The 21,744-nt window shown below is 33.9% G+C and carries 16 protein-coding genes; 1 reads left to right on the top strand and 15 read right to left on the bottom strand.

Features of this window, described 5'->3' with window-relative positions:
* Window positions 1-113: 113 nt before the first annotated feature.
* From QBK95_RS02400 to QBK95_RS02455, 12 genes are all read right to left on the bottom strand, one after another.
* On the bottom strand, window positions 114-6,731 hold the full coding sequence (locus QBK95_RS02400) for a glycoside hydrolase family 48 protein (RefSeq protein ID WP_280930175.1): 6,618 nt from the start codon (window positions 6,729-6,731) through the stop codon (window positions 114-116).
* 1,092 nt (window positions 6,732-7,823) lie between these two features.
* Window positions 7,824-9,212 (bottom strand): M20/M25/M40 family metallo-hydrolase, encoded by a 1,389-nt coding sequence (locus QBK95_RS02405; protein ID WP_280930177.1) that lies wholly within the window; start codon window positions 9,210-9,212, stop codon window positions 7,824-7,826.
* Window positions 9,213-9,258: 46 nt separating this feature from the next.
* Window positions 9,259-10,137 carry a PPK2 family polyphosphate kinase gene (locus QBK95_RS02410; protein ID WP_280930179.1) on the bottom strand — a complete coding sequence of 293 codons (879 nt, stop codon included), beginning with the start codon at window positions 10,135-10,137 and terminating at the stop codon, window positions 9,259-9,261.
* 73 nt (window positions 10,138-10,210) lie between these two features.
* Window positions 10,211-10,732, bottom strand: coding sequence for a hypothetical protein (locus QBK95_RS02415; protein ID WP_280930181.1), 522 nt, complete (start codon window positions 10,730-10,732; stop codon window positions 10,211-10,213).
* Between the two features lie 15 nt (window positions 10,733-10,747).
* Window positions 10,748-11,269 (bottom strand): hypothetical protein, encoded by a 522-nt coding sequence (locus tag QBK95_RS02420; protein WP_280930183.1) that lies wholly within the window; start codon window positions 11,267-11,269, stop codon window positions 10,748-10,750.
* A gap of 48 nt (window positions 11,270-11,317) precedes the next feature.
* A complete protein-coding gene (locus QBK95_RS02425; protein WP_280930185.1) occupies window positions 11,318-12,481 on the bottom strand; it encodes a sigma-54-dependent transcriptional regulator in 1,164 nt (387 codons plus the stop codon).
* Window positions 12,481-13,383, bottom strand: a complete 903-nt coding sequence (locus tag QBK95_RS02430) for a DUF6268 family outer membrane beta-barrel protein (protein ID WP_280930187.1) — start codon at window positions 13,381-13,383, stop codon at window positions 12,481-12,483. The genes QBK95_RS02425 and QBK95_RS02430 overlap by 1 nt, the downstream gene beginning before the upstream one ends.
* A 27-nt stretch (window positions 13,384-13,410) precedes the next feature.
* Complete coding sequence (locus tag QBK95_RS02435) at window positions 13,411-14,307, bottom strand: mechanosensitive ion channel family protein (RefSeq protein ID WP_280930189.1); 897 nt, start codon at window positions 14,305-14,307, stop codon at window positions 13,411-13,413.
* 1 nt (window position 14,308) lies between these two features.
* Window positions 14,309-15,610 (bottom strand): ABC transporter permease, encoded by a 1,302-nt coding sequence (locus QBK95_RS02440; protein ID WP_280930191.1) that lies wholly within the window; start codon window positions 15,608-15,610, stop codon window positions 14,309-14,311.
* Window positions 15,603-16,532 (bottom strand): ABC transporter ATP-binding protein, encoded by a 930-nt coding sequence (locus tag QBK95_RS02445; RefSeq protein ID WP_280930193.1) that lies wholly within the window; start codon window positions 16,530-16,532, stop codon window positions 15,603-15,605. Before QBK95_RS02445 ends, QBK95_RS02440 begins: the two co-directional genes overlap by 8 nt.
* A gap of 341 nt (window positions 16,533-16,873) precedes the next feature.
* Entirely contained in the window at window positions 16,874-17,992 is a 1,119-nt protein-coding gene (dnaJ, locus tag QBK95_RS02450) for a molecular chaperone DnaJ (RefSeq protein WP_280930195.1), read from the bottom strand.
* A 7-nt stretch (window positions 17,993-17,999) separates the two neighbouring features.
* Entirely contained in the window at window positions 18,000-18,542 is a 543-nt protein-coding gene (locus tag QBK95_RS02455) for a nucleotide exchange factor GrpE (protein WP_280930197.1), read from the bottom strand.
* A gap of 160 nt (window positions 18,543-18,702) precedes the next feature.
* Here QBK95_RS02455 and QBK95_RS02460 point away from each other — a divergent pair, with 160 nt between their 5' ends.
* Window positions 18,703-19,374 carry a YceI family protein gene (locus QBK95_RS02460; RefSeq protein WP_280930199.1) on the top strand — a complete coding sequence of 224 codons (672 nt, stop codon included), beginning with the start codon at window positions 18,703-18,705 and terminating at the stop codon, window positions 19,372-19,374.
* Between the two features lie 61 nt (window positions 19,375-19,435).
* Here the strand turns inward: QBK95_RS02460 and QBK95_RS02465 are convergent, their stop codons facing one another.
* From QBK95_RS02465 to QBK95_RS02475, 3 genes are all read right to left on the bottom strand, one after another.
* On the bottom strand, window positions 19,436-20,341 hold the full coding sequence (locus QBK95_RS02465) for a TIGR01777 family oxidoreductase (RefSeq protein WP_280930201.1): 906 nt from the start codon (window positions 20,339-20,341) through the stop codon (window positions 19,436-19,438).
* A 108-nt stretch (window positions 20,342-20,449) separates the two neighbouring features.
* Window positions 20,450-21,139, bottom strand: a complete 690-nt coding sequence (gene mnmC2, locus QBK95_RS02470) for a tRNA (5-methylaminomethyl-2-thiouridine)(34)-methyltransferase MnmC2 (RefSeq protein ID WP_280930203.1) — start codon at window positions 21,137-21,139, stop codon at window positions 20,450-20,452.
* Entirely contained in the window at window positions 21,139-21,645 is a 507-nt protein-coding gene (locus QBK95_RS02475) for a DUF4920 domain-containing protein (RefSeq protein WP_280930205.1), read from the bottom strand. Before QBK95_RS02475 ends, mnmC2 begins: the two co-directional genes overlap by 1 nt.
* Window positions 21,646-21,744 lie beyond the last annotated feature (99 nt).

Genomic DNA, 21,744 nt, shown 5'->3' on the forward strand with positions numbered 1-21,744 from the left:
AGGTATTCTTATATAAATTATAAGAATAACAATGTATTTTAATTCCTATATATTAAACTAGAAGAGGGCTATAAAAAAAAGAGAGGTTTTTACAACCTCTCTCCTTTTAAATCTTAATTTTTAATAATTTTATTTCTAAATTTTTCTCCAGTAGTTATATCGAAAATTTCTAAGATATATAGACCAGAAGGTAATTCTTCTACAGAAAGTCTAGTAGATTTTTGCTTATTTAGCATAGGTTCTTTTCTAATCACATTTCCAGCAATATCTATTATTCTAATTCTGGTATTTTTCATTTCAAAATTAGTAGAGATATTGATGTAGTCTGTGGCAGGATTAGGCGTAGTGCTTACTTTAAATTGATTTACAGGAACCTTATTACTTGGTTCTTCATCTCCAAAAAAGAATCCATACTCTGCGTTTGCCAATGCCACTTCGATCTGAGCCCAGCTTCTATGATAGCGTTGCGTAAAATCTTGCCCTGCATTATAAGCTGTTTCTAATCTTTCAAATTCAGGATCGTTCTTGTATCCTGATCTAATATCAAGGAATGTAACACCTGGTTTGATCTCATCACCATTAGGCATGGTTCCAATAAAACCATTTGGAATATATACCTCTTCTTCAAAGATTCTTTTAAAATCTCCTCTATCTTCTGGAGAAGATACTCCTTTATCATCTCTATACTTATTCCACATTCTATCTAGCACTTCTTTCGCTAAATCACGAGAATCGGTGTCAAATACCGCATGTTTCTGCGTAGCGGCTGCATAATAAATAAGAGCTTTTGCCATAGATGCTGCTACACCAAGGTCTTTTCCATAATCGGTAACCACAACACTAAGGTTGGTATTGTTTCCTGGATTATTAGAATCCCAAGTATCTGGTTCTCCTGTCCATTCCAGTGTTGCTGGTATTTCAAAATCATCATCTCCGATTAGTTTCACCTCACTTTTAACCCAAGTAACCCACTTATCCATTAAACTTTTTGCCATTGGGTCATTAGTAATATAATAGTACTCTGCTACTCTCTCCATTGACCATGCTTGCCATCCAAACCAAGTTCCACTTCCTGGATCATGATATACTGGATTTGTATCAAAAGCCATATCATAAAATGTAGATTTACCTGCAGGATATGAGCTATAATCTCCATTCCAGCTATTGGTTGCGCCACCTGCAATCGCTCCTTCTTTAGATTGTAACCAGGTATAGAACTCCATTTGTCTTTTTAGACTTTCATTCCAATCTCTTTCTCCATTTTGAGATTGTGGTTTCAATTCATCTACCTGAGTTAAGGCATATGCCGCTACAGGGTTTTGATATCCAAAATGACAATGGCTAGAACTAATTCTAAAAGCCCATTGTGAAGCAGGATCCGCTGATCCTCCCCAGGACATATACCACGACATCAAATAATGTGCACTGTCATATCCAGATCCTGCTCCACTAGTAGCACTTTGCACTCCCATAGGCTTAAAATATTTATCAAACATCGATAATCGTAAGAAATCTCCCATTTTTGATGCTTTATCTAAATCTAGATTTCCTAAACTCGCGCCCTGTTCTTTTGCATACACTTGTGCCCAGTACATTGCTTGCACTGCTCGGGCATCAGCATCTGGAGCACTTGTATATCTCCACTGCTTGGCATAATTTTGATCCTCAATAAATAATGGTAGGTATCCATCGGATCCGCCCCACTCAAAACTTTCCCAGGATGGATGAGGCACTGTTTCATATACAGACTCTTGTTCACCTCTTTGAAAAGTATTAATGTAAGATGGTGTACTTACGCCATCTCCTCTGTTTCCATATCCATAAAAATTATCATTATCCAATAACCAATGCATTTGATAAATATCTGCACCATAGGTAGCTGTCAAATCAGGAGAAACTGGATCAGATCCAACAGGAGCACTAAAACTAAGAGGTGCTGGATAATCACTTGGTAATGGAAATTCACTTGCATATGCTGCGGGAGAAGAAGCATTATATGCCGCATTTGTTGGTTGGTCTGCTGTTGTTGGAATAATAAACTCTTCTATTTTATTCCAAACGTTATTAAGAGGAGCCCAATCTTTGGTTATTCTACCATTCATAACTTCTAGCCATAACCAGTATGAATATAATTCACTGGTTGATTCGTGACCATGATCTGGAGCTTCTACGATTAATGTTTCTATAGAGTGATGTGGAGATCCATCTGCACTAAAATATCCATTCGCTGGATCATAGAACTCATTTCTCATTTCTATAAAACGATCTATATAGGCATTATCACCTGTAGGAGGATTGATTATAATATCTCCATCTGTAACTGTTATAGTTACTACTGCCTGGTCTATTCCATTATTTCCATCTGTAACTGTTAACGTAGCCGAATATGTACCTTTTGATACAAAGGTGTTTTCAGTAGTAACACCATCACCAGTATTTCCATCTCCAAAATCCCAGCTATAACTTAATGCATCTCCGTCCTCATCAGTAGAGGCAGAAGCATCAAATGTCACTAATAATGGAGCTTCTCCAGAAATTGGTGTTGCAGAAATATCAGCTACAGGATTAGTATTTCCTCCACCAGTATTATCACAATTAGGCTGAGTTGAAGTAGTACTAAAATAAAGCGTATATCCACCATTTTTAGAAACCATTACAAAATTATCTCCATCCACATTCACCCAATACGCTCCATCTAAACCAGAAACTTGAGTTCCTGACAATACTGCTTCAGGTTGTGAAGTATTAAAATTATGCGTTAGATTTCCTCTAAGATCTATATACCAATCAGGTGTACCATTATTAGTATTTATAGCAAATTGATACAATCCGTTATTTGCCAAATCCCAGTTGATAGAAAATTCTCGAATGTTACTCGGATCTGGACCTCCAGAGCCAAGAACATATATATTCTCATATCTATTATTGATAGAAGGCAATGCTGAAGATATCGGTGTATCAAAACTACAATCATTTCCATCTGTTACAGGGTTTCTAACAACAGAGATTGAATTAGAAAAATCAAAATCCCCAATCAAATCTGAAACATTATTATTAGCAATTAACCCTTGTAAACCATCTTCATAGCTCAAATGCCAAATCAAACAAGTTCCTTCTCCTGCTCCATCAAAATCAACCGCCTCAATATTCGCTGGTAAACCTAAAATATTATTTTGATCGTCAGTCACTACCCATTGAAAGTTCGCCCCTTCATTTCCTGATAAGGTGATTCCTGAAACATTATCTGCTATGCCATCCCCAACGGTAAATGTAAAAGGCCCTCCAACTATAGTACCGCCATCTGGACCAACTGGATTGACTACATTTCTTATTACAGAAATTGAGTTTGAAAAATCAAAATCTCCAATCAAATCCGAAACATTATTATTAGTGACTAATCCTTGTAAACCATCTTCATAGCTTAAGTGCCAGATCAAACAAGTTCCTTCTCCTGCTCCATCAAAATCAACCGCTTCAATGTTAGCAGGTAAACCTAAAATGTTATTTTGATCATCAGTTACTACCCATTGAAAGTTTGTACCCTCATTTCCTGATAAGGTAATCCCTGAAACATTATCTGCTATACCATCTCCAACGGTAAATATAAAAGGTCCACCAACTATAGTACCGCCATCTGGAGCTGTTGGATTCGTAGTGCTATCGCAATCAGGTGCAGTTGCTGTTGTACTAAAATAAATAGTAAATCCGCCTACTTTAGAAACTAACACAAAATTGCCTTCATCAATTGTAGCATAGTACGTACCATCAAATCCTGCAAATCCTGAGTCAGTAATTGTTATTTCTGGTTGAGACGCATTAAAATTTTGAGTCACTTTAGGTAAGAAATCATTCCACCAATTTGGAGTACCATTATTGGTATTCATCGAAAACTGATATAGGCCGTTATTTGCCAAATCCCAGTTTATATTAAACTTAGTTACATTATCAAAGTTAGGGCCACCATCTCCCAACACAAATATGTTTTGGAATTCAGAATTTATCGTTGGTAATGGATTCGAAATTGGTGTATTAAAAGTACAACTTACACTGCCATCTGTCAGACTAATTGTTTTTGTTTCTGAGTCAGTATCACCAGCAGCATTTGTAACCGTAAGTCTAACTGTGACCTGTCCTACTTCTGTATATGTTGTAGAAGTTGTTACTGTAGATGCAGTATCTCCATTGCCTAAATCCCAACTATAAGTAAGATTTCCTCCTGCAGGATCAGAAGATCCTGATGCATCAAAAACAACGTCTAATGGTATTATTCCAGAATCTGCACTCATTGTAAAAGAAGCGACAGGACTTCCATCTGTGACTATAATAGATGTTGTTTTACTATCTTCTTTACTACCATCACTTACTGTAAGTTTTGCTTCAAATTCTCCTATTGTAGTATATTCATGATTGACAGAAATTCCAGATCCAGTTTCTCCATCGCCAAAATCCCAAATATAAGTTAATGAATCTCCATTCTCATCAGATGATCCCGATGCATCGAAACTTACGGTAACTGGAGCTACTCCTGTAGTTGGATTTGCAGAAAACTCAGCAATTGGCGCTATATTACCATCGAGCACAGTAATAGTTCTTGTAAACTCAGAAGAAGTATTTGCTCCATCACTTACAGTAAGCGTTACTAAATATGATCCGATAGATGTATATGTAATTAATGGGTCTACAACAGATGATGTTTGTCCATTACCAAAATCCCAACTGTAAGTTATTGTATCTCCATTAGGATCTGAAGACCCCGACGCATCAAAAGACACTTCTAAAGGTGCAGTTCCAGATTCTGGAGTTGCTGTAAATGAGGCTGTAGGTACTTCTCCTCCATTAGGTTCTTTTCCTCCTACCAGTATACCATCAGCATAAATAGGAACATTATCCGAAATTTGAAGGCCACTTGTCAATCCCTGATAAGAAAAATCATTTGATGCATCCCAAGCTGTCTCTGGTGCAGTAGTAGGTAATGAAATTCTTAACTGGATTTCACTTCTATACTCTCCTTGTCCTCCTGGAAAAGGCATCTTATCTTGGTCTACCTCTATCTCTGCATAAAAGATATTACTACCAGCATCCCATTCTTGTAGACCTGTTGTGGTAGTATTTCCTGCTCCTCTAGCGGTAAGTTCATAATCACCAGCATTAAATCCAGCAGCAATACCTTCAGAAATATCAATAAAATAACGAGCTTTAAGTGTGTTAGGAACTCTTGCTGGCCATCCAGAACGGTTATTTAACCAAATGGCTACCTCGGTAAATCGAGATTGATCATTATTTAATTTAACTTCATTAGCAAATTCTAATCCAGGAGTTTCTGGTTGTGGAAAATTAGGTAATGATGACCCTCCAAATTCCATCACCATTCTTGCCAGTACTCCTTGGTAACAAGCATTGTAATCTGTCGCGACTTCATTAGCCTGAAAATCATCTCTATCTTCCTCAAAGAAATCATCGGGTTTGGCTGGTCCTCCCATTAAAGCTCCCCACATCGTATGTCTTGATTCTACAGGATTTGCACTACTTCTGCTCCAACTGGAATGCTGTCCTCTATGATGTGGTTTTGTTGGTGGATTTACTCCAAATCCAGTAACTAAACTTCTATTATTAGGGTTATCTCCTAATGCATAGTTTACCTGATTGATAGCAAAATTACGATACTGATTACTCTTAGGGGTATTCACATTATCACTATAAATAAGAGCTGTTAAAGAAGCATTCATCGCATGACGTAAAGATCCCCATTGTGTTAAATGTGCCTGACCTCCTGGCGAATAATTCACACCACCGTTTCCTTGCTGCCACCAATCCAAGTGACGTTCAGCATCTGCTTTATATGTTTCTTTTCCTGTTATTATAGATAACAAAACCATGTTTCCATAAGATTTATCTTCCCAAACAAGACTCCATAAAAAATCTGGTTGCGCATATTCTGCTTCGGCCTTATCTAAATACTTTTGATCTCCTGTAGCTTTGTATAACCAAAGTGCGCCCCAAGTTAACTCATCTTGATAATTTCCTGATGTGTAGGTTCCTACTGCTGGTATATTACCTTCTGATGTGTACAGTCCTCTGTGATTATCACCGAATTCGTATAATTCTATAGCGTGACTTAATAATGTTGCACTATAAGTTGGATCACTGTCTTTAAAGATAATACTTGCAGAAGCTAGTGCTGCGGCGGTTTCGCAAGCGACATCTGTTCCTGGATTACTAGTGGTTAACGCATATGACTTACGTTGTCCATACATTGGATGTACATCAACCATCTCTGCAGGCATCCAAAAATTATGATCTTGAGATTTACTATCTGCCACTTGTGCATAAAAAACATTAGGTGATGGGTGACATTTAATAAAATAATCTGTTACCCATTTTATGTTTCTTTTAAAATGTTCGGTTTGATTGGCTGTATCATAACCTTCTTTATATTCCAAAAACCCCCAGTTAAGGGCGGTTACAGAAAAAGCCATTGGGAAACCAAATTTAACATGATCTCCTGCATCATTCCATCCTCCTGTAAGATCTAGTCCCACATCAGCACCGTCATTTACTCCAGAATCGGATCGCCAACTTATTCTATTCCAATCAGGTAATTTTCCCGATTGTTGTGTTTCATAGAAAAGCAATGACTTTTGCAAAGCTTCTCCATAATTAAACTGTGCTGTTGATTTAACACAGAATAAGTACAACATTAACATCATACTTATTTTAATAAAATTTCTCATTGTTAGTATAGTTTTTAGATTCGTGTTTTTATTTGATTATTTAATGAAATGGTCAATAACTGGATGAAAATAGTTCTATGCGTTCCAGAGTAAAGTCCCTAATTATTATGCGATCCCAATGAATTAGAATTCGTTTTGAATTCTTTAGTATTCGATTTAAAATTGGTTAACCAATTTTAAATTAAAAGCTAACCTACCTATCATAGATTTATTTTAACTAGATATAAAGGTTAATTAGAAGATTAAAATTCTAAGAATATGGTCCTATCCTATGTGTATAGCCCATTTTTGATAAAACAAATACTTAGGTACTACTGTACTCGTTTTTATAAGGTTCTTCATAATTAATATAGTTTTGAGTTTGTGTTTTTCATCTAAAACCACATCAAACATAAAGTGAAGAATGTTTGATATGACGATAGTTCATGTTTACATTTATTTCGTTCATCGATACCGTCTATTGGTAAACTTGTTTAGTAAATTATTGATTTACAATAGTACTGCCCATCTGAACTATGAATAAAGTTATAACAACTACCGCGTAAAAATGTAAGGTTAAATACCTTTACTACATCTTAACAATAATTTTATAGACAGGGATTGTTCTATAGATAAGTCTTCTAGCATACCTATTTCAGTGCTTTTAAAAGAATATCCGAAATGATCATTCTTAACCTATATTTATATCAGAATTATTCTTTTGTTAAGAAGATACTAAGAAAAAACAGTTGAAATTTAATTCCAAAATTTCCTTTTTTATAACAAAAGAAAACTTACACAATGGTAAAACCTTACAGTTTTTTAACAAAAAATCATTTATTACAAATAATTCTTACGAAAATTTTCATAAAATAGTTAAAATTTTAAACAAGAAACAACTTACATTGTTTTTGTTTTCTTCAAGCAATATTAGACAAAAGGCTTCTTTGAAAAGGAATTATTATGAATAACCGAATTTGATAAAAAGAGAAATAATTCTTTCTTTTATTTAATTGTTACTAACACTTTTTGAGATGTTTGACATACATAGTTGTCCATAACAATGAATTTGGTCATTTAGAGTTTGAAGCGTGTGTAGTTGTACAATAATAATTATCGTACTCCGTACTTATCAAAGAGATATACTAGTGCACTCATGGTAGCAGCTCCAAGCTCTAATTCGCGCTTATTAATTGCATCAAAAGTATCATTCTTAGCATGATGATAATCAAAATAACGCTGTGAATCTGGGCGTAAACCAGCTAGAACGATTCCATCTTTCTTTAGTGGACCAATATCAGCACCACTTCCTCCTTTAGAAAAGTAATGAATAAGATAAGGTTCAAAAAGCGGTTTCCATTTTTGTACTTGCGAAAAATTCTCATTATCACAGTCAAAAGAAAATCCTCTAGGTGTAAAACCTCCTGCATCACTTTCTAAAGCAAACACATGATTTTCTCTTTTATTTTTTGCTACTTCTGCATATTTTTTTCCTCCGCGCAATCCGTTTTCTTCATTCATAAATAAAACCACGCGAATAGATCGTTTTGGTTTATATCCAGTTTCTTTAAATAACCTAAGTACTTCCATTGATTGTACTACTCCAGCACCATCATCATGAGAACCATCTCCCAAATCCCAGGAATCAAGATGTCCACCAACTATCATATATTCGTTTGGAAATTCACTCCCTGTAATTTCGCCAATTACGTTAAACGATTCTACATCTTTCCAGCTACGGCAGTTCATATTCATCAAAAACTTAATTTTTGGATTAAGTGTTAACATGGAGTGCAATAACTCTGCACCATTGGTACTAATAGCTGCGGCTGGAATCTTATCCATATTTGATAAATTACCATAGCTCATAGTTCCTGTATGAGGAAAATCATCTAATCTCAAATTCATAGAGCGTACTATCACTCCAACTGCTCCAAATTTCGCTGCTTCAGCTGCTCCCGAATATCGCTGATCCACACATCCTCCATAAGCTTCAAAAGTATTAATCAGGTCTGCTTGCATTGGACGATTATAAAATACAATTTTGCCTTTTATTTTATCCGTACCAAGTTTACGAAGATCTTCAAATCCTTTTACCTCTACAATCTCAGCTTTAACTCCACCTATCGGGGTAGGTACCGAACCGCCAAGCGCACATATTGGCACATTAGTAGTTTTACCAGGTTCTGTTTGTATATATGCAAATTCTGTTACACCTCGAGTCCATTTAGGCACCATTACCGATTGCAACCACACTTTATCCAATCCAAGATCTTCTAACTCTTGTTTTGTCCATTCAACCGCCTTTTGTGCATTTAAAGAACCTGATAATCTGGCTCCTATTTGATTGGATAAATGATCCAACCAAGCATAACTCTTTCCTTCTAACAAAGAAGCGTTATATAATTTTCTTATAGCAATAGAATCTTCTTGAGTATTGTTAGTTTGAGCAAAAGCGTTTATAGAAAAAGCTATAAAGATGGTAAGGATTATATTTTTCACGGAGGTATTTTTATAAAATATTATTTGATGTATCGATAAGATACTTTTATTCGTTTTCTAATTGTTGTTTATATAATTCCAAATTGGACTGCGTTTCTTTGTCTAATTCTGGTTCTTTAATATCTTCAAACTTTGTTAGTGTATCATATAATGTTTTAGCTACGATATACCTTGCTGTAGGTTTATCATCTGCTGGAATTACATACCAAGGCGCATGTGGCAACGATGTTTTATTAATAGCTTCTTGATAGCAACTTTGATATTCATCCCAAAGTTTTCGTTCTTTGAGATCTCCTTTAGAGAATTTCCAGTTTTTTTCTTTCTTTTCTAATCTTCTTAAAAGTCTATTTTTTTGTTCTTCTTTAGACAAATGAAGATAAAATTTATAAATCAACGTTCCATTTTCTGCTATATGTTTTTCAAAATTTCTTATTTGTTCAAAACGTTTTTCCCAAAATGCTTCATTAACATCTTCAACTGAATTAACATCAGGGAGATTTTCACTCATAATGTATTCGGGATGTACTCTTGTGACTAATACATTTTCGTAATGTGTTCTATTAAAGACAGAAAATCTACCTCGCTGTGGCAAAGCTATATAATGCCTCCATAAATAATCATGTCCAAGCTCTAACTCTGTCGGTACTTTAAAACTATGAACCACAATTCCTCTTGTATTAAAGTCTTTAAATACTTCACGAATCAAGCTATCTTTTCCTGCAGTGTCCATTCCTTGCAAACAAATCAATATGGCATACTTATCATGTGCGTATATGGTATCCTGAAACTTACCTAGCTTCTCTCTTACTTCTTCTAGCTCTTTTTCAATTTTCTTTTCACTAGCGTCAAGGTCATAAGTGGTTGCAACTTTTGACAATTCTATTGATTCAGAAACTCTGAAATCTTCGGGATTAATTTTATTCATAATGTGATTGGTATTATCTCTGGTAAGATACTAAAGTTTTAGATTGCTAAGAAAACTAAAATGTTAAGGAAGATTAAATACCTAAAGAATAGGTTAATCCAAATATGACAGTATCATAACGTTTGCCAAAACTTTTGAGGTTCAACTCTACAAAAATATGTATCGGTGTAGTAATATTATACAATCCTCTAAATTTTAAGAAACCTGCGTGATTAATATCTCCTGTAGAAAAGAAAAAATCAGAAGTATCTTCGGCTCTACTTAGCACTTCATAATCGTTTATTACATATCCTACACCACCAGTTATACTAAGGGTTTCCCAATGAATTAATCGTATGTTATAGGAAAGTCCAAATTCATTATATACTTCTGTATTTTCGAATTCCTTCACAAAAAACCGATTATATTCTCCTAGATAGGTAGTCTTTTGAGAAGAAGATGTATACTGAAATCTAATGTCGAATCCAGCTTCTTCCTGTAGGCCCACACTAATGACCGCTCCTAGCCCAAAATCTACACTACCTCTTTCATAGTTTTGCGAAAACATGTTCAAAGAGACAAGAAAAATGGTGATTGCCAGTATTTTTTTCATCATCAAATAAAAATAAAATTATCTTGCATCAAAGTCATAGCTAAATCCAATAAGAAAAGTATCATATCTTCTACCTAGACTTTTAACATTAAGTTCTGCAAAGATATGTACAGGAACGGAAATTTGATGTAAAGCTCTCAATTTGATCTGTGCTCCGTGATTAAAATTCCCTGTTCTAAAGGCTAGAAAAGCATCATCTTCTATGTTTTCAAAAAAAGAAGAATCGTTTCCTACATATCCTATCCCAGCAGTAATTGTTGTTGGATACCAATTAAACAGAATTAAATTTACACCTAATCCCAATTCATTATAACCTTCTTCATTTTCTTCTCCTCCGATAACAACAGATCTATTATATTCTCCTAAAAACGTAGTATAACAATTTGTAGCATACTCTAATCTTACGCCTACTCCTACCTCATTCGCTAAACCAAAACCTTTTGAAACTACCAAACCATAATTTATAGCACTAGGTTCGTATTGAGCTTTTGCGGTAAACAAGACACATGACATTAAAAAAACAAATAGAATTCTCTTCATTTTGGGGTGAACATATATTAGAGATAGGTCGCAATATAAGAATTCTTCTTACTTAGCCGCAAAAAGTTTAACATCCTCCTCGCTTACTTCTTTACCTCCTAGAATAATTAGACGCTCTACTACATTACGTAATTCTCTTATGTTACCTGTCCAATCGTATTGTTGTAGCTGTTTTATTGCTTTATCAGAAAATGCTTTTGCAGGAGATCCTTGTTCGCTTGCAATTTTTTTCGAAAAATAATCTACTAACAGAGGGATATCCTCTCTACGGTCATTCAATGCTGGCACTTTCACTAGGATTACTGCTAATCTATGATATAAATCTTCTCTAAATCTATTTTCAGCAATTTCCTTTTTTAGATCTTTATTCGTTGCGGCCACTACACGAACATTTACCTTTATATCTTTATCACTACCTACACGTTGTATTTTATTCTCTTGTAAAGCTCTAAGTACTTTCGCCTGTGCAGAAAGACTCATATCCCCGATTTCATCAAGAAATATAGTACCTCCATTTGCCGCTTCAAATTTACCTGCACGATCTTTGTTGGCAGAAGTAAAAGCTCCTTTTACATGACCAAAAAGTTCGCTTTCTATCAACTCACCAGAAATCGCTGCACAGTTCACTTCAATCATTGCTCCTTTAGACCGATCACTTTTTTGATGTATCCAATGTGCCACTAACTCTTTACCTGTACCATTTGGTCCTGTAATAAGTACTCTGGCATCAGTAGCCGCTACCTTTTCTATAATATTTTTAATATCAGAAATGGCTGTAGATTCTCCGATCATCTCATAATTTTTAGAGACTTTTTTCTTGAGCATTTTATTCTCTACGACCAGTTCTTTTCTATCCAATGCATTTCGCACTGTATTTAGTAATCGATTTAAATCTGGTGGCTTAGAAATATAGTCAAAAGCACCTAATCTCATAGTATTCACTGCGGTATCTAAATCTCCATGTCCGGATATCATAACCATAGGGATTTCTGGTTTTATTTTTTTTACAGCCTCTAGTACCTCAACTCCATCCATCTTAGGCATTTTGATATCGCATAATACCAAATCATAATCTTCATTTTTGATTTTTTCGATACCTACTAATCCGTCTTCTGCTTCAAAAACTTCGTATTTATCACTTTCTTCTGATAATATTTTAACCAGCACTCTTCTGATTGCTGCTTCGTCTTCAATAACTAATATTTTTGCCATTATAATTTTAGTTTAATTCCGCCACGCAGATAGAACGTATTCCTATCATTGATAACCAAAACATTCTCTTGATTCTTATCTCGCAGCCTTATTTCATTGCTTAAGGTATATCCTCCGTATGTATAGAACAATAAGTGTTCCGTAAAATAGTATTCGTATCCTAATGCACTATTAATAATCAACATTGATGCATTTTCTGCAACTTTGGTCTCTCCATTTTCATCAATAAACATTCTATTATTCTGTATGTTTCCATAAAATCGATCTAATCCTATAAAGGCTTGTAGCGTATTTTTTTCATTGAAAAAATGTTTAATACTTGTTTTGGGTGTCCCTAAAGCATATGACCATTTCGGGTGAAATTTCTTAGAATAATTAATAATTGGTAAAGGAAAATTAATACTTGCCGGAGTTGTATATCTTAACCCTAATATTAAACGGGCACTTTTCGGAGATGTTTTCTCTCCATAGCTTTTTACAAAATATAAGGATCCAGTGTATCTAAAATCATCTCCTTCTATTCCTGAAGCTTCTAAATTAGATGAGACTCGTATTCCTAATTTTGCACCAAATCTCCAGTTATTTTTCATCTTAAAAGTATACCCTAACTCGAATCCAATAGTATGAAATTCTTCTAAACCCTTCTTATTCTCAAAAATCATATCATCCTTGAGTTGTAAACTATTCAATCTATATTGAAAAGTCATCACAAGATAGGTTCCCTTCTCATTGATTTTAATCGGGTAATTCCCTAAAACCCTAAAACGGCTATATACATTATCGCTTTTTGATTGTGGAATATATGCATACTCTATTCTCGCTAGATTTGTATCCTGAGATTTTATTGTAGCTATACTACAGAATATAAAAATGCAAAATAGAAATAGGCTTTTTTGTTTCATCACTTAAATCAAGGGGCTTTTAATATATTATTCTTTTGGCTTTAAGATAGTAATTTCTCGCTGAGGGAATGGAATACTAATATTATTTTCTCTAAACAAACGATCAATCTCAAATCTTATTTCACTTTTGGGGATTGATGCCTGAAAACTATCATTCATTGTAAAAACTAATTTAAATTGCAATGCACTATCGCCAAAATCAGTAAACAACACCAACGGTTCAGGAGTTTTTAAAATTTTATCATTATCCAAAGCGATTTTGGTAAGTAATTCCTGAACTAATTTGATATCACTACCATAAGCAACACCTATTTCTATAGATTCTCTGGTAATCGATCCATTTTGAGTCCAATTATACAATGTAGAGGTTAGATATTTATGATTAGGAATAATCAATACCTTATTATCTATAGTTACAGCACGTGTGGTTCTTAGTTTAATTTCTTCTACTCTTCCTATTTTTCCATCTAACTCTATAACATCACCTACATGCACAGTTTGATCAACAAAAATAAAAACTCCAGAAATGATATCTTGTATTAAGGTTTGAAGTGCCAGTCCAACACCTACCAATAATGCTGCAGAAGCTGCAAATACAGCTGTAATATTAAAACCTATACTATCTAATGCTATCAGAATAACAATGATATAGATGAAATATTTGGAGAAAGAAAATACAGACTGAAACTTTAGCTTATCTTCATTTTTCAATTTTCGGGTTACGACTTTTTTTACAAATCGCAGAAAGATCGAAGTGAATATAAAAATAACAATTACAAATAGTAGTAAACCTACATCCAATACAATAGGATGTTCATCAGATCCAAAATGAAAGATTTCAAAATCCAGAAATTTTTTGATGGTTCCCCAAATATCCTCCTGGATCACTTCTTTTACTTGTTCTGTAATTTCCTCTTGAATCATGTTAGTATTTTAACCACTTAAACAATTCTTTATAACTTGGTTTTTTACCATACATCAAGATACCAATTCTATAGATTTTACCTGCAATCCATACCATAAAAATAATACTTCCAATCAATAGCAGAATAGATATTACTATCTGCCACCAAGGCACTCCAAATGGAATCCTCATTAACATTACAATTGGAGACGTTAAGGGGATCATAGAAAATATAGTTGAAACAGTACCATGAGGATTTTCTATCACTGCAAAAAAACCAACATAAATCCCTAACATCAGCGGTAATATAATAGGTAACATAAATTGTTGCGAATCAGTTTCACTGTCCACAGCCGCTCCAATAGCAGCATAAATAGAACTATATAAGAAATATCCTCCTATAAAATATATAAAGAACGAAAACACCAAAGTTACTAAAGGAAGTTTCAAGATGTCTTGCATCAAGAGTTGTATTTCCTGTTGATTATTTTCTTGTAATCCGATCGAAGGGTCTACACCAACTGGTTGTGGATCTATCCCCAACACACTGGTAGCAACTAAAAGAAGTATTCCACCTAGAATAACCCAAATAAAAAACTGCAAAATCCCAGCAAAAGAAGTTCCTAGAATTTTACCCAGCATTAACTGCATCGGTTTTACAGAAGAGATAATTATTTCGATGATACGATTGGTTTTTTCTTCGATTACAGAACGCATTACCATATTACCATAAATAATGATAAACATCATCAATAGGTATCCTGCAAGACCTCCAAAAGCCATCTTAACATAATTAGACATTTTAGATGTTTTCTCTCCAGAAAAGTTTTCTATCTGAATATTTACTCTTGCTTTAGAACCTTCGATTGCTGATAAATCTAATCCTTCTGCTTTATAGTTTTGTTTTGTTAATTTATTGGCGATAATTCGTTCTATAGTATTAAGCACTGAAAAATTAGGGGATTCCTCTGCATAGAACTGAATAGATTCTGATAGTTCTCGATTAGAAGATTTCTTTGGAACATATAATAAACCATATAATTTTTTAGAAATCACAGAGTCTTTCGCTTCTTCAAGATCAAAACTACTGTAATTAATATATTTTACCTCTTCAGAATCTTTAAGGTCAGTTGTAAATAATCCTGTTTCATCAACAAAAGCAACTTTTTTAATCTCATCGTTATTTAGAGTTGTTAACCAGGTGATTAATGCAATCATTCCCACCATAATTAGTGGGCTTAAAAAAGTCATCACGATAAACGTTTTATTACGAACACGAGCAATAAATTCTCTCTTGATAATTAATTGTAGATTACTACTCATTTTCTGTAATGGTTTTAATGAATATTTCGTTAACACTTGGTATTACCTCATTGAATCGTACAACTTGTGCTTTTTCTGCTAAAAACATCAAAAGTTCATTTGGAGATGTCTTTTCATCCAAAGATATTTTCAATTTTAGCTGATCTTCGAGTGTTTTAAAATCTGCTGGCTCAGTACTAAATTTGCTTTGTAATGTTTCCAGCAAATTATCTTTATTTTCTGATAACAAACCAACTTCAAAAGTATTTGATTTATATTTTCTTTTGATATCAGAAACTTTCCCTTCCAGTATTTTATTGGATTTATTGATTAACGCTATGTGATCACATAACTCCTCTACGCTTTCCATTCGATGTGTAGAAAATATTACGGTTGCTCCTTCATCACGCAGTTGTAGAATTTCATCTTTAATCACATTTGCATTTATCGGATCGAATCCACTAAATGGTTCATCAAATATCAATAATTTAGGTCTATGAAGTACTGTAACAATAAACTGTACTTTTTGGGCCATTCCTTTAGAAAGTTCTTGTATTTTTTTATCCCACCAATGTGATATATCAAATTTATCAAACCAATATTTTAAACGCTCTATAGCTTCTTTTTTACTAAGTCCTTTTAACTGTGCCAAGTATAAAGCCTGCTCTCCTACTTTCATAGACTTATACAAGCCTCGTTCTTCTGGCAAGTAACCAATATCTTTAATATGATGTGGTTGTAATGGTTCTCCATCAAGAAACACGTTTCCTGTATCTGGAAGCGTAATTTGGTTAATAATACGTATCAGTGTTGTTTTACCAGCTCCGTTAGGTCCTAACAGCCCAAAAATACTTCCTTTAGGTACTTGAATGGAAACATCATTCAGAGCAATAAAATCTCCAAATTTTTTTGTTGCATGTTGTACCTCTAAAAGATGAGTCATATATAAAAATGTGATTTATTCGAAAATTCAAAAACTTATGCTAATTAAGTCAAAATATTAATGAAATAAAATAAAATAGCCATACATAAGTAGATCCGTACTCATAATGAGAATGATAATTGATTAGAAGAAACACTAGTTATACTACAACTCACTAGTAAACAAAAGCTTAAAAAAACAAAACCCACCCTGAATACAAGTATTAAGGATGGGAAAAAAATTGCTATGAAAAAGAAAAATTATCACTAAATGCGCTAGTGATGTTTCAAATATACGAATTTTTATTAAACAAAAATTAGCATAGAAGAATGATTCTAAAATGAATAGAAACTTCTACTTTATTAAGAAAACATATCTTTTACTTTTTCAAAAAATGATTTATCTCTGCTATCTGGGTTAGGTCTGAAATGATCATCCTTCGCCATTCTTTCAAAAAATTCTCTTTGTTCTTTATTTAATGTTTTTGGTGTCCATACATTTACATGAACCAACAAATCTCCTTTGCCATAACCATTAATACTAGGAATACCTTTTCCTCTAAGTCGTAATATCTTACCACTCTGAACTCCTTCTTCAATCTTAATACGAACCTTACCAGATACTGTATCGATCTCTCTAGAAGCTCCTAATGCTGCTTCAGAAAAACTAATATAAAGGTCATAATGAAGATTATCCCCTTCACGTTGTAATTCTGCATGATCAAGTTCTTCTATTGCAACTAACAAGTCACCTGGCACACCATTTCCTGGTGCTTCATTTCCTTTCCCAGATACTTTAAGTTGCATTCCATCTTCTACTCCTGCAGGTATTTTAATACTAACCGTTTCTTCAGAGATTTTTAAACCTTGCCCATCTGCATCGGATGGTTTTTTGTCGATACTCTGACCAGCTCCTCCACAAGTAGAACAGGTAGTAGAGGTTTGCATTCTACCAAGGATTGTATTGGTTATTCTGGTCATTTGACCACTACCATTACAGGTGCTACACGTTTTATACGTAGTTCCTGGAGCTTGAATCTTACGTTTTACTTTAATTTTCTTTTCTACACCATTAGCGATTTCTTCTAGGGTAAGTTTGACACGTATTCTTAGGTTACTACCTTTTACACGACGTTGTCTTCCGCCGCCTCCACCGAAACCGCCAAAACCGCCTCCGCCAAAGATATCTCCAAACTGACTGAATATATCATCCATATTCATTCCGCCGCCGCCGAAACCACCGCCAAAACCACCGCCACCTTCAAAGGCTTGATGGCCAAACTGGTCATAACGAGCCTTCTTATCTGGATCGCTTAATACCTCATACGCCTCAGCTGCTTTTTTAAACTTCTCTTCTGCTGATGTATCTCCTGGGTTTTTATCTGGATGATATTCTATCGCTTTTTTACGATATGCTTTTTTAATTTCAGCTTCCGTAGCACCTTTACTAATGCCTAATATATCATAAAAATCTTCCTTCATATCTTTTTTATTGTCCAGTTACCACCTTAGGGAAACGAATTACTTTATCTCCTAACTTATATCCTTTTTCTACAACATCTACAATCTTACCTTTTAGCTCATCACTAGGAGCAGGAATCTGCGTTATTGCTTCATGATCATCCGCATTAAATGCGTCTCCAGCGGTTACCGTTACTTCAGATAAACCTTTGTTTTTTAAAGTTTCCTTCAATTTATTATGAATCAACTCTACGCCTTTAATCAAATCTTTATCTTCAGATTTTTCTATCTCTTTCATCGCTCGATCAAAATCATCCAATACTGGCAGCATAGATTGCATAACTTCCTGTCCAGCAGTCTTAAATAATTCTATTCGCTCTTTAGAAGTACGTTTTTTATAGTTTTCGAATTCTGCAAAAAGTCTTAAAAACTTATCTTTTTCTTTTTCCAAATCTTCTTTTAGCTGCGTTTCTGCATCTACTTCTTCAATTTCAGTTTCCTCAACCGTTGTATCAAGTACCTCTTCTACCTGATCTTTTACATCTTCTGTATTTTTACTTTTCTTACTCATGTAACTAGTACCTTTTATAAGTTTCTTTTTTGAAGATGCAAAAGTACTGCCATTTTTGAATAAATGTCATAATGTCACAGGAATATTTTAGTATATATTTAAGACTATTCATTTTCTAAAAAAATAATTTTGGCTTTCAAAACTATAAACTAGAATTATTATGAAGACCAAATTGATGAACTTATTTGCTTTTATAGCCATTATAGCAAGTACTGTCGCTTGTAAAGGTGATAAAAAAAATGACACTGAAGCGAGTGCTGCTGAAGAAGTAGTTGAAGCTCCAGCTACTGCAGAAACATACGTTGTAGACAATGCTACAAGTGTAATAGAGTGGACAGGAAAAAAGCCTGTTGGTCAACACACAGGTACGATTAGTCTTTCTAAAGGAAGCTTAAAAACTTTGGATGGAAAAATACAAAGTGGATCTTTTGTTATTGACATGAATACGATCAATGTAACAGATCTTGAAGGTGATGAAAAAGCAGGCTTAGAAGGTCATCTTAAAGGAGCTTCTGAAGAAAGTCAAGATCATTTCTTCAATGTAGCAAAATTTCCACAGGCATCTTTTGATGTTACTGGTATTTCTGAAAAAGAAGGAAAAATGTATATCGAAGGAAATCTTACAATAAAAGGTATCAAGAAAAACATTTCTTTTCCTGCTACTGCTAATACTGAAGGTGATGTAATGACACTTACAACTGACATCTTCACTATTAATCGTACTGATTGGGGTGTAAACTATGCATCGAAATCTATATTCACAGATATTGGTGATAAATTCATCAACGATGATATAGAATTAAAAATTAGTCTAAAAGCAAAGAAAGCTTAATAAAACGCTTCGTTTTAAAATAAAAAAAACCAACATTATTAATGTTGGTTTTTTTTATTGATTACTCAACCAAATCTCCGACTGCTTGAGCAATATTATCATATGTAAACTCAAAACCAGTTTGCAAGATTTTGTTACTACAAACTCTTTGACTACTAAACAACAATGAGTGCATTTCTCCAAGCAGTAATTTCATCATAAATTTTGGCACATTAGGTAGCACTATTTTCTTTTCCATTTCATTAGCAATAACTGTAGTCAATTTTTCATTAGATACTGGATTAGGAGCTACAGCATTAAATATCCCTGTCAATTCTTCTTCTACAATAAACATAAATAAGCGTGCAAGATCATGAAGATGTATCCAACTTTGCCATTGTTTTCCATCTCCAAAAACAGCTCCCATTCCTTGTTTAATAGGGCTAGCTATCTTAGGAAATGCTCCTCCTTTATCAGAAAGAACTAATCCAATTCTTAACAAGCTTACTTCTATATCCAATGTCTCAAATTCCTGAACAGCCTTTTCCCATTTCTGGACTACTTCGCCCAAAAATCCAGTGTCTTTTTCGAGAGAATCTTCCATATAATAATTCTGAAAAGAATCTGGATAAATCCCTATTGCGCTTGCTGATACTATATGTCTAACAGTATGTTTTGTATGCTTTAGAGTATCTAAAAGAAGAGAAGTAGTTTGTATTCTACTCGCCAGAATTTCTTGTTTATATGCTTTTGTCCAACGTTTGGCAACAGTAGCGCCTACAAGATGAATAATTACTTCAACATCTTTAAAACATTCTATATCTATTTCTCCTGAACTGGGATTCCAATAAAAACCTTTATAATTCTTTTCAGATACTAGTTTACTTTTACTCGTACTAAGATAATGTACATCTATTTTTGACAGATGACATACCCTAACTATTTCCTGACCAATAAGACCAGTAGCACCAGTAATTAAAACTTTCATTATTACTTAATTTAGTGCAAAATAACATCAGCGCTCAAGATAACCTACCTCTTTATTATAGGTTTAACAATCGTTAAAGGTTATCCTAAACTTTCAAAAAAACAATAGTTATTTCTTTTTTGTTGCTCTTAACATTTCTCGTTTCCCTGGTGGTCCTGGAAGTCTTTCTACAACAAAACCTACTTCCTGCATGGCGCGCCTCACACTACCTTTTGCAGAATAAGTAACTAAAACACCTACATCACCGAGTGCACAATACATTTTCTTAAAAATATCTACACTCCATAGTTCTGGTTGTACTCTCGCTCCGAAAGCATCAAAATAGATCAAATCAAAATGATTTTGATCTTTTATATCTTTAAAAAACTGTTTGCGTTTTGTCAGCAAAAACGTAGGAGATATTTCATTCTGAATTTCCCAGGAAGATTGATGCATCGCATCAAATATTACATTAAAATCTTGTTCAGATAATTGCGCTACATAATTTAATTGCTTTATCTCATCTATAGCAACAGGATATGCTTCGACACCCACATAGTTAACGGTTTGATTAATCTTTATAGCTTCAAGGCACGTTATAAAGGCATTTAAACCTGTACCAAACCCAATTTCAAGAATGTTTAATTCTTTAATTGTTTTTGTTGCTAAAACATGATCAAATCCATGTTTGATAAATACATGTTTGGCTTCATTGATTGCTCCATGTTTAGAATGATAATGTTCATCTATTTCTGGAAAATGAATGGTAGTAGAGCCATCAGAAGTGGTAATTATTTCACGTTTTAAATTACCTTTCATTATTGTTTTACCAAAACCCCTTCTGCCATAAAAGAAAAAGTTTTCTTAGGAGTTGTAATCGCTGCTATTTCGGCTTCTGTTTTTCCTGCATCGCTAGCCAAATGGCGTAATTCTTCTACAGAGGTTTCAGATACGTATGCTTTACCTTGAACAATTACAGAATCTTTCTCAATATCTTTAGGTACAAAAAAACCATAATCTTTAAATTTCACCATAGTCTCTTGCCCATTATCAAGAGCCACTTTCATCCAACATCCTTTAGCTTTACACACATCATTAACGGTACTGGCAAAAGCTATATCAATAGTATCTCCTTCTTCAAGGTTTTGATATTTTTCGGCAATTACATTTTTATAATAGATTTTATCAGATGAAACTGCTCCTCCAAAATTATTATACTCTTGTATGGCAACATCTTTAACAGAGAAAGACTCTTCTTCTTTTTGAGTTGAGTTACAAGCGATCAAACATGATAATCCTGCAAAAAGCAGTGCGATTTTTTTCATAATACATTATTATTAATGGTGTTTAGCAAAATTAAACATTTTTAAAATTTTTAATTTACAAGAAAAGGGTATTTTTGTTAAGAATTTCAGCCAACGTAA

The organism is Aquimarina mycalae, assembly GCF_029906345.1.
Taxonomy (GTDB): domain Bacteria; phylum Bacteroidota; class Bacteroidia; order Flavobacteriales; family Flavobacteriaceae; genus Aquimarina.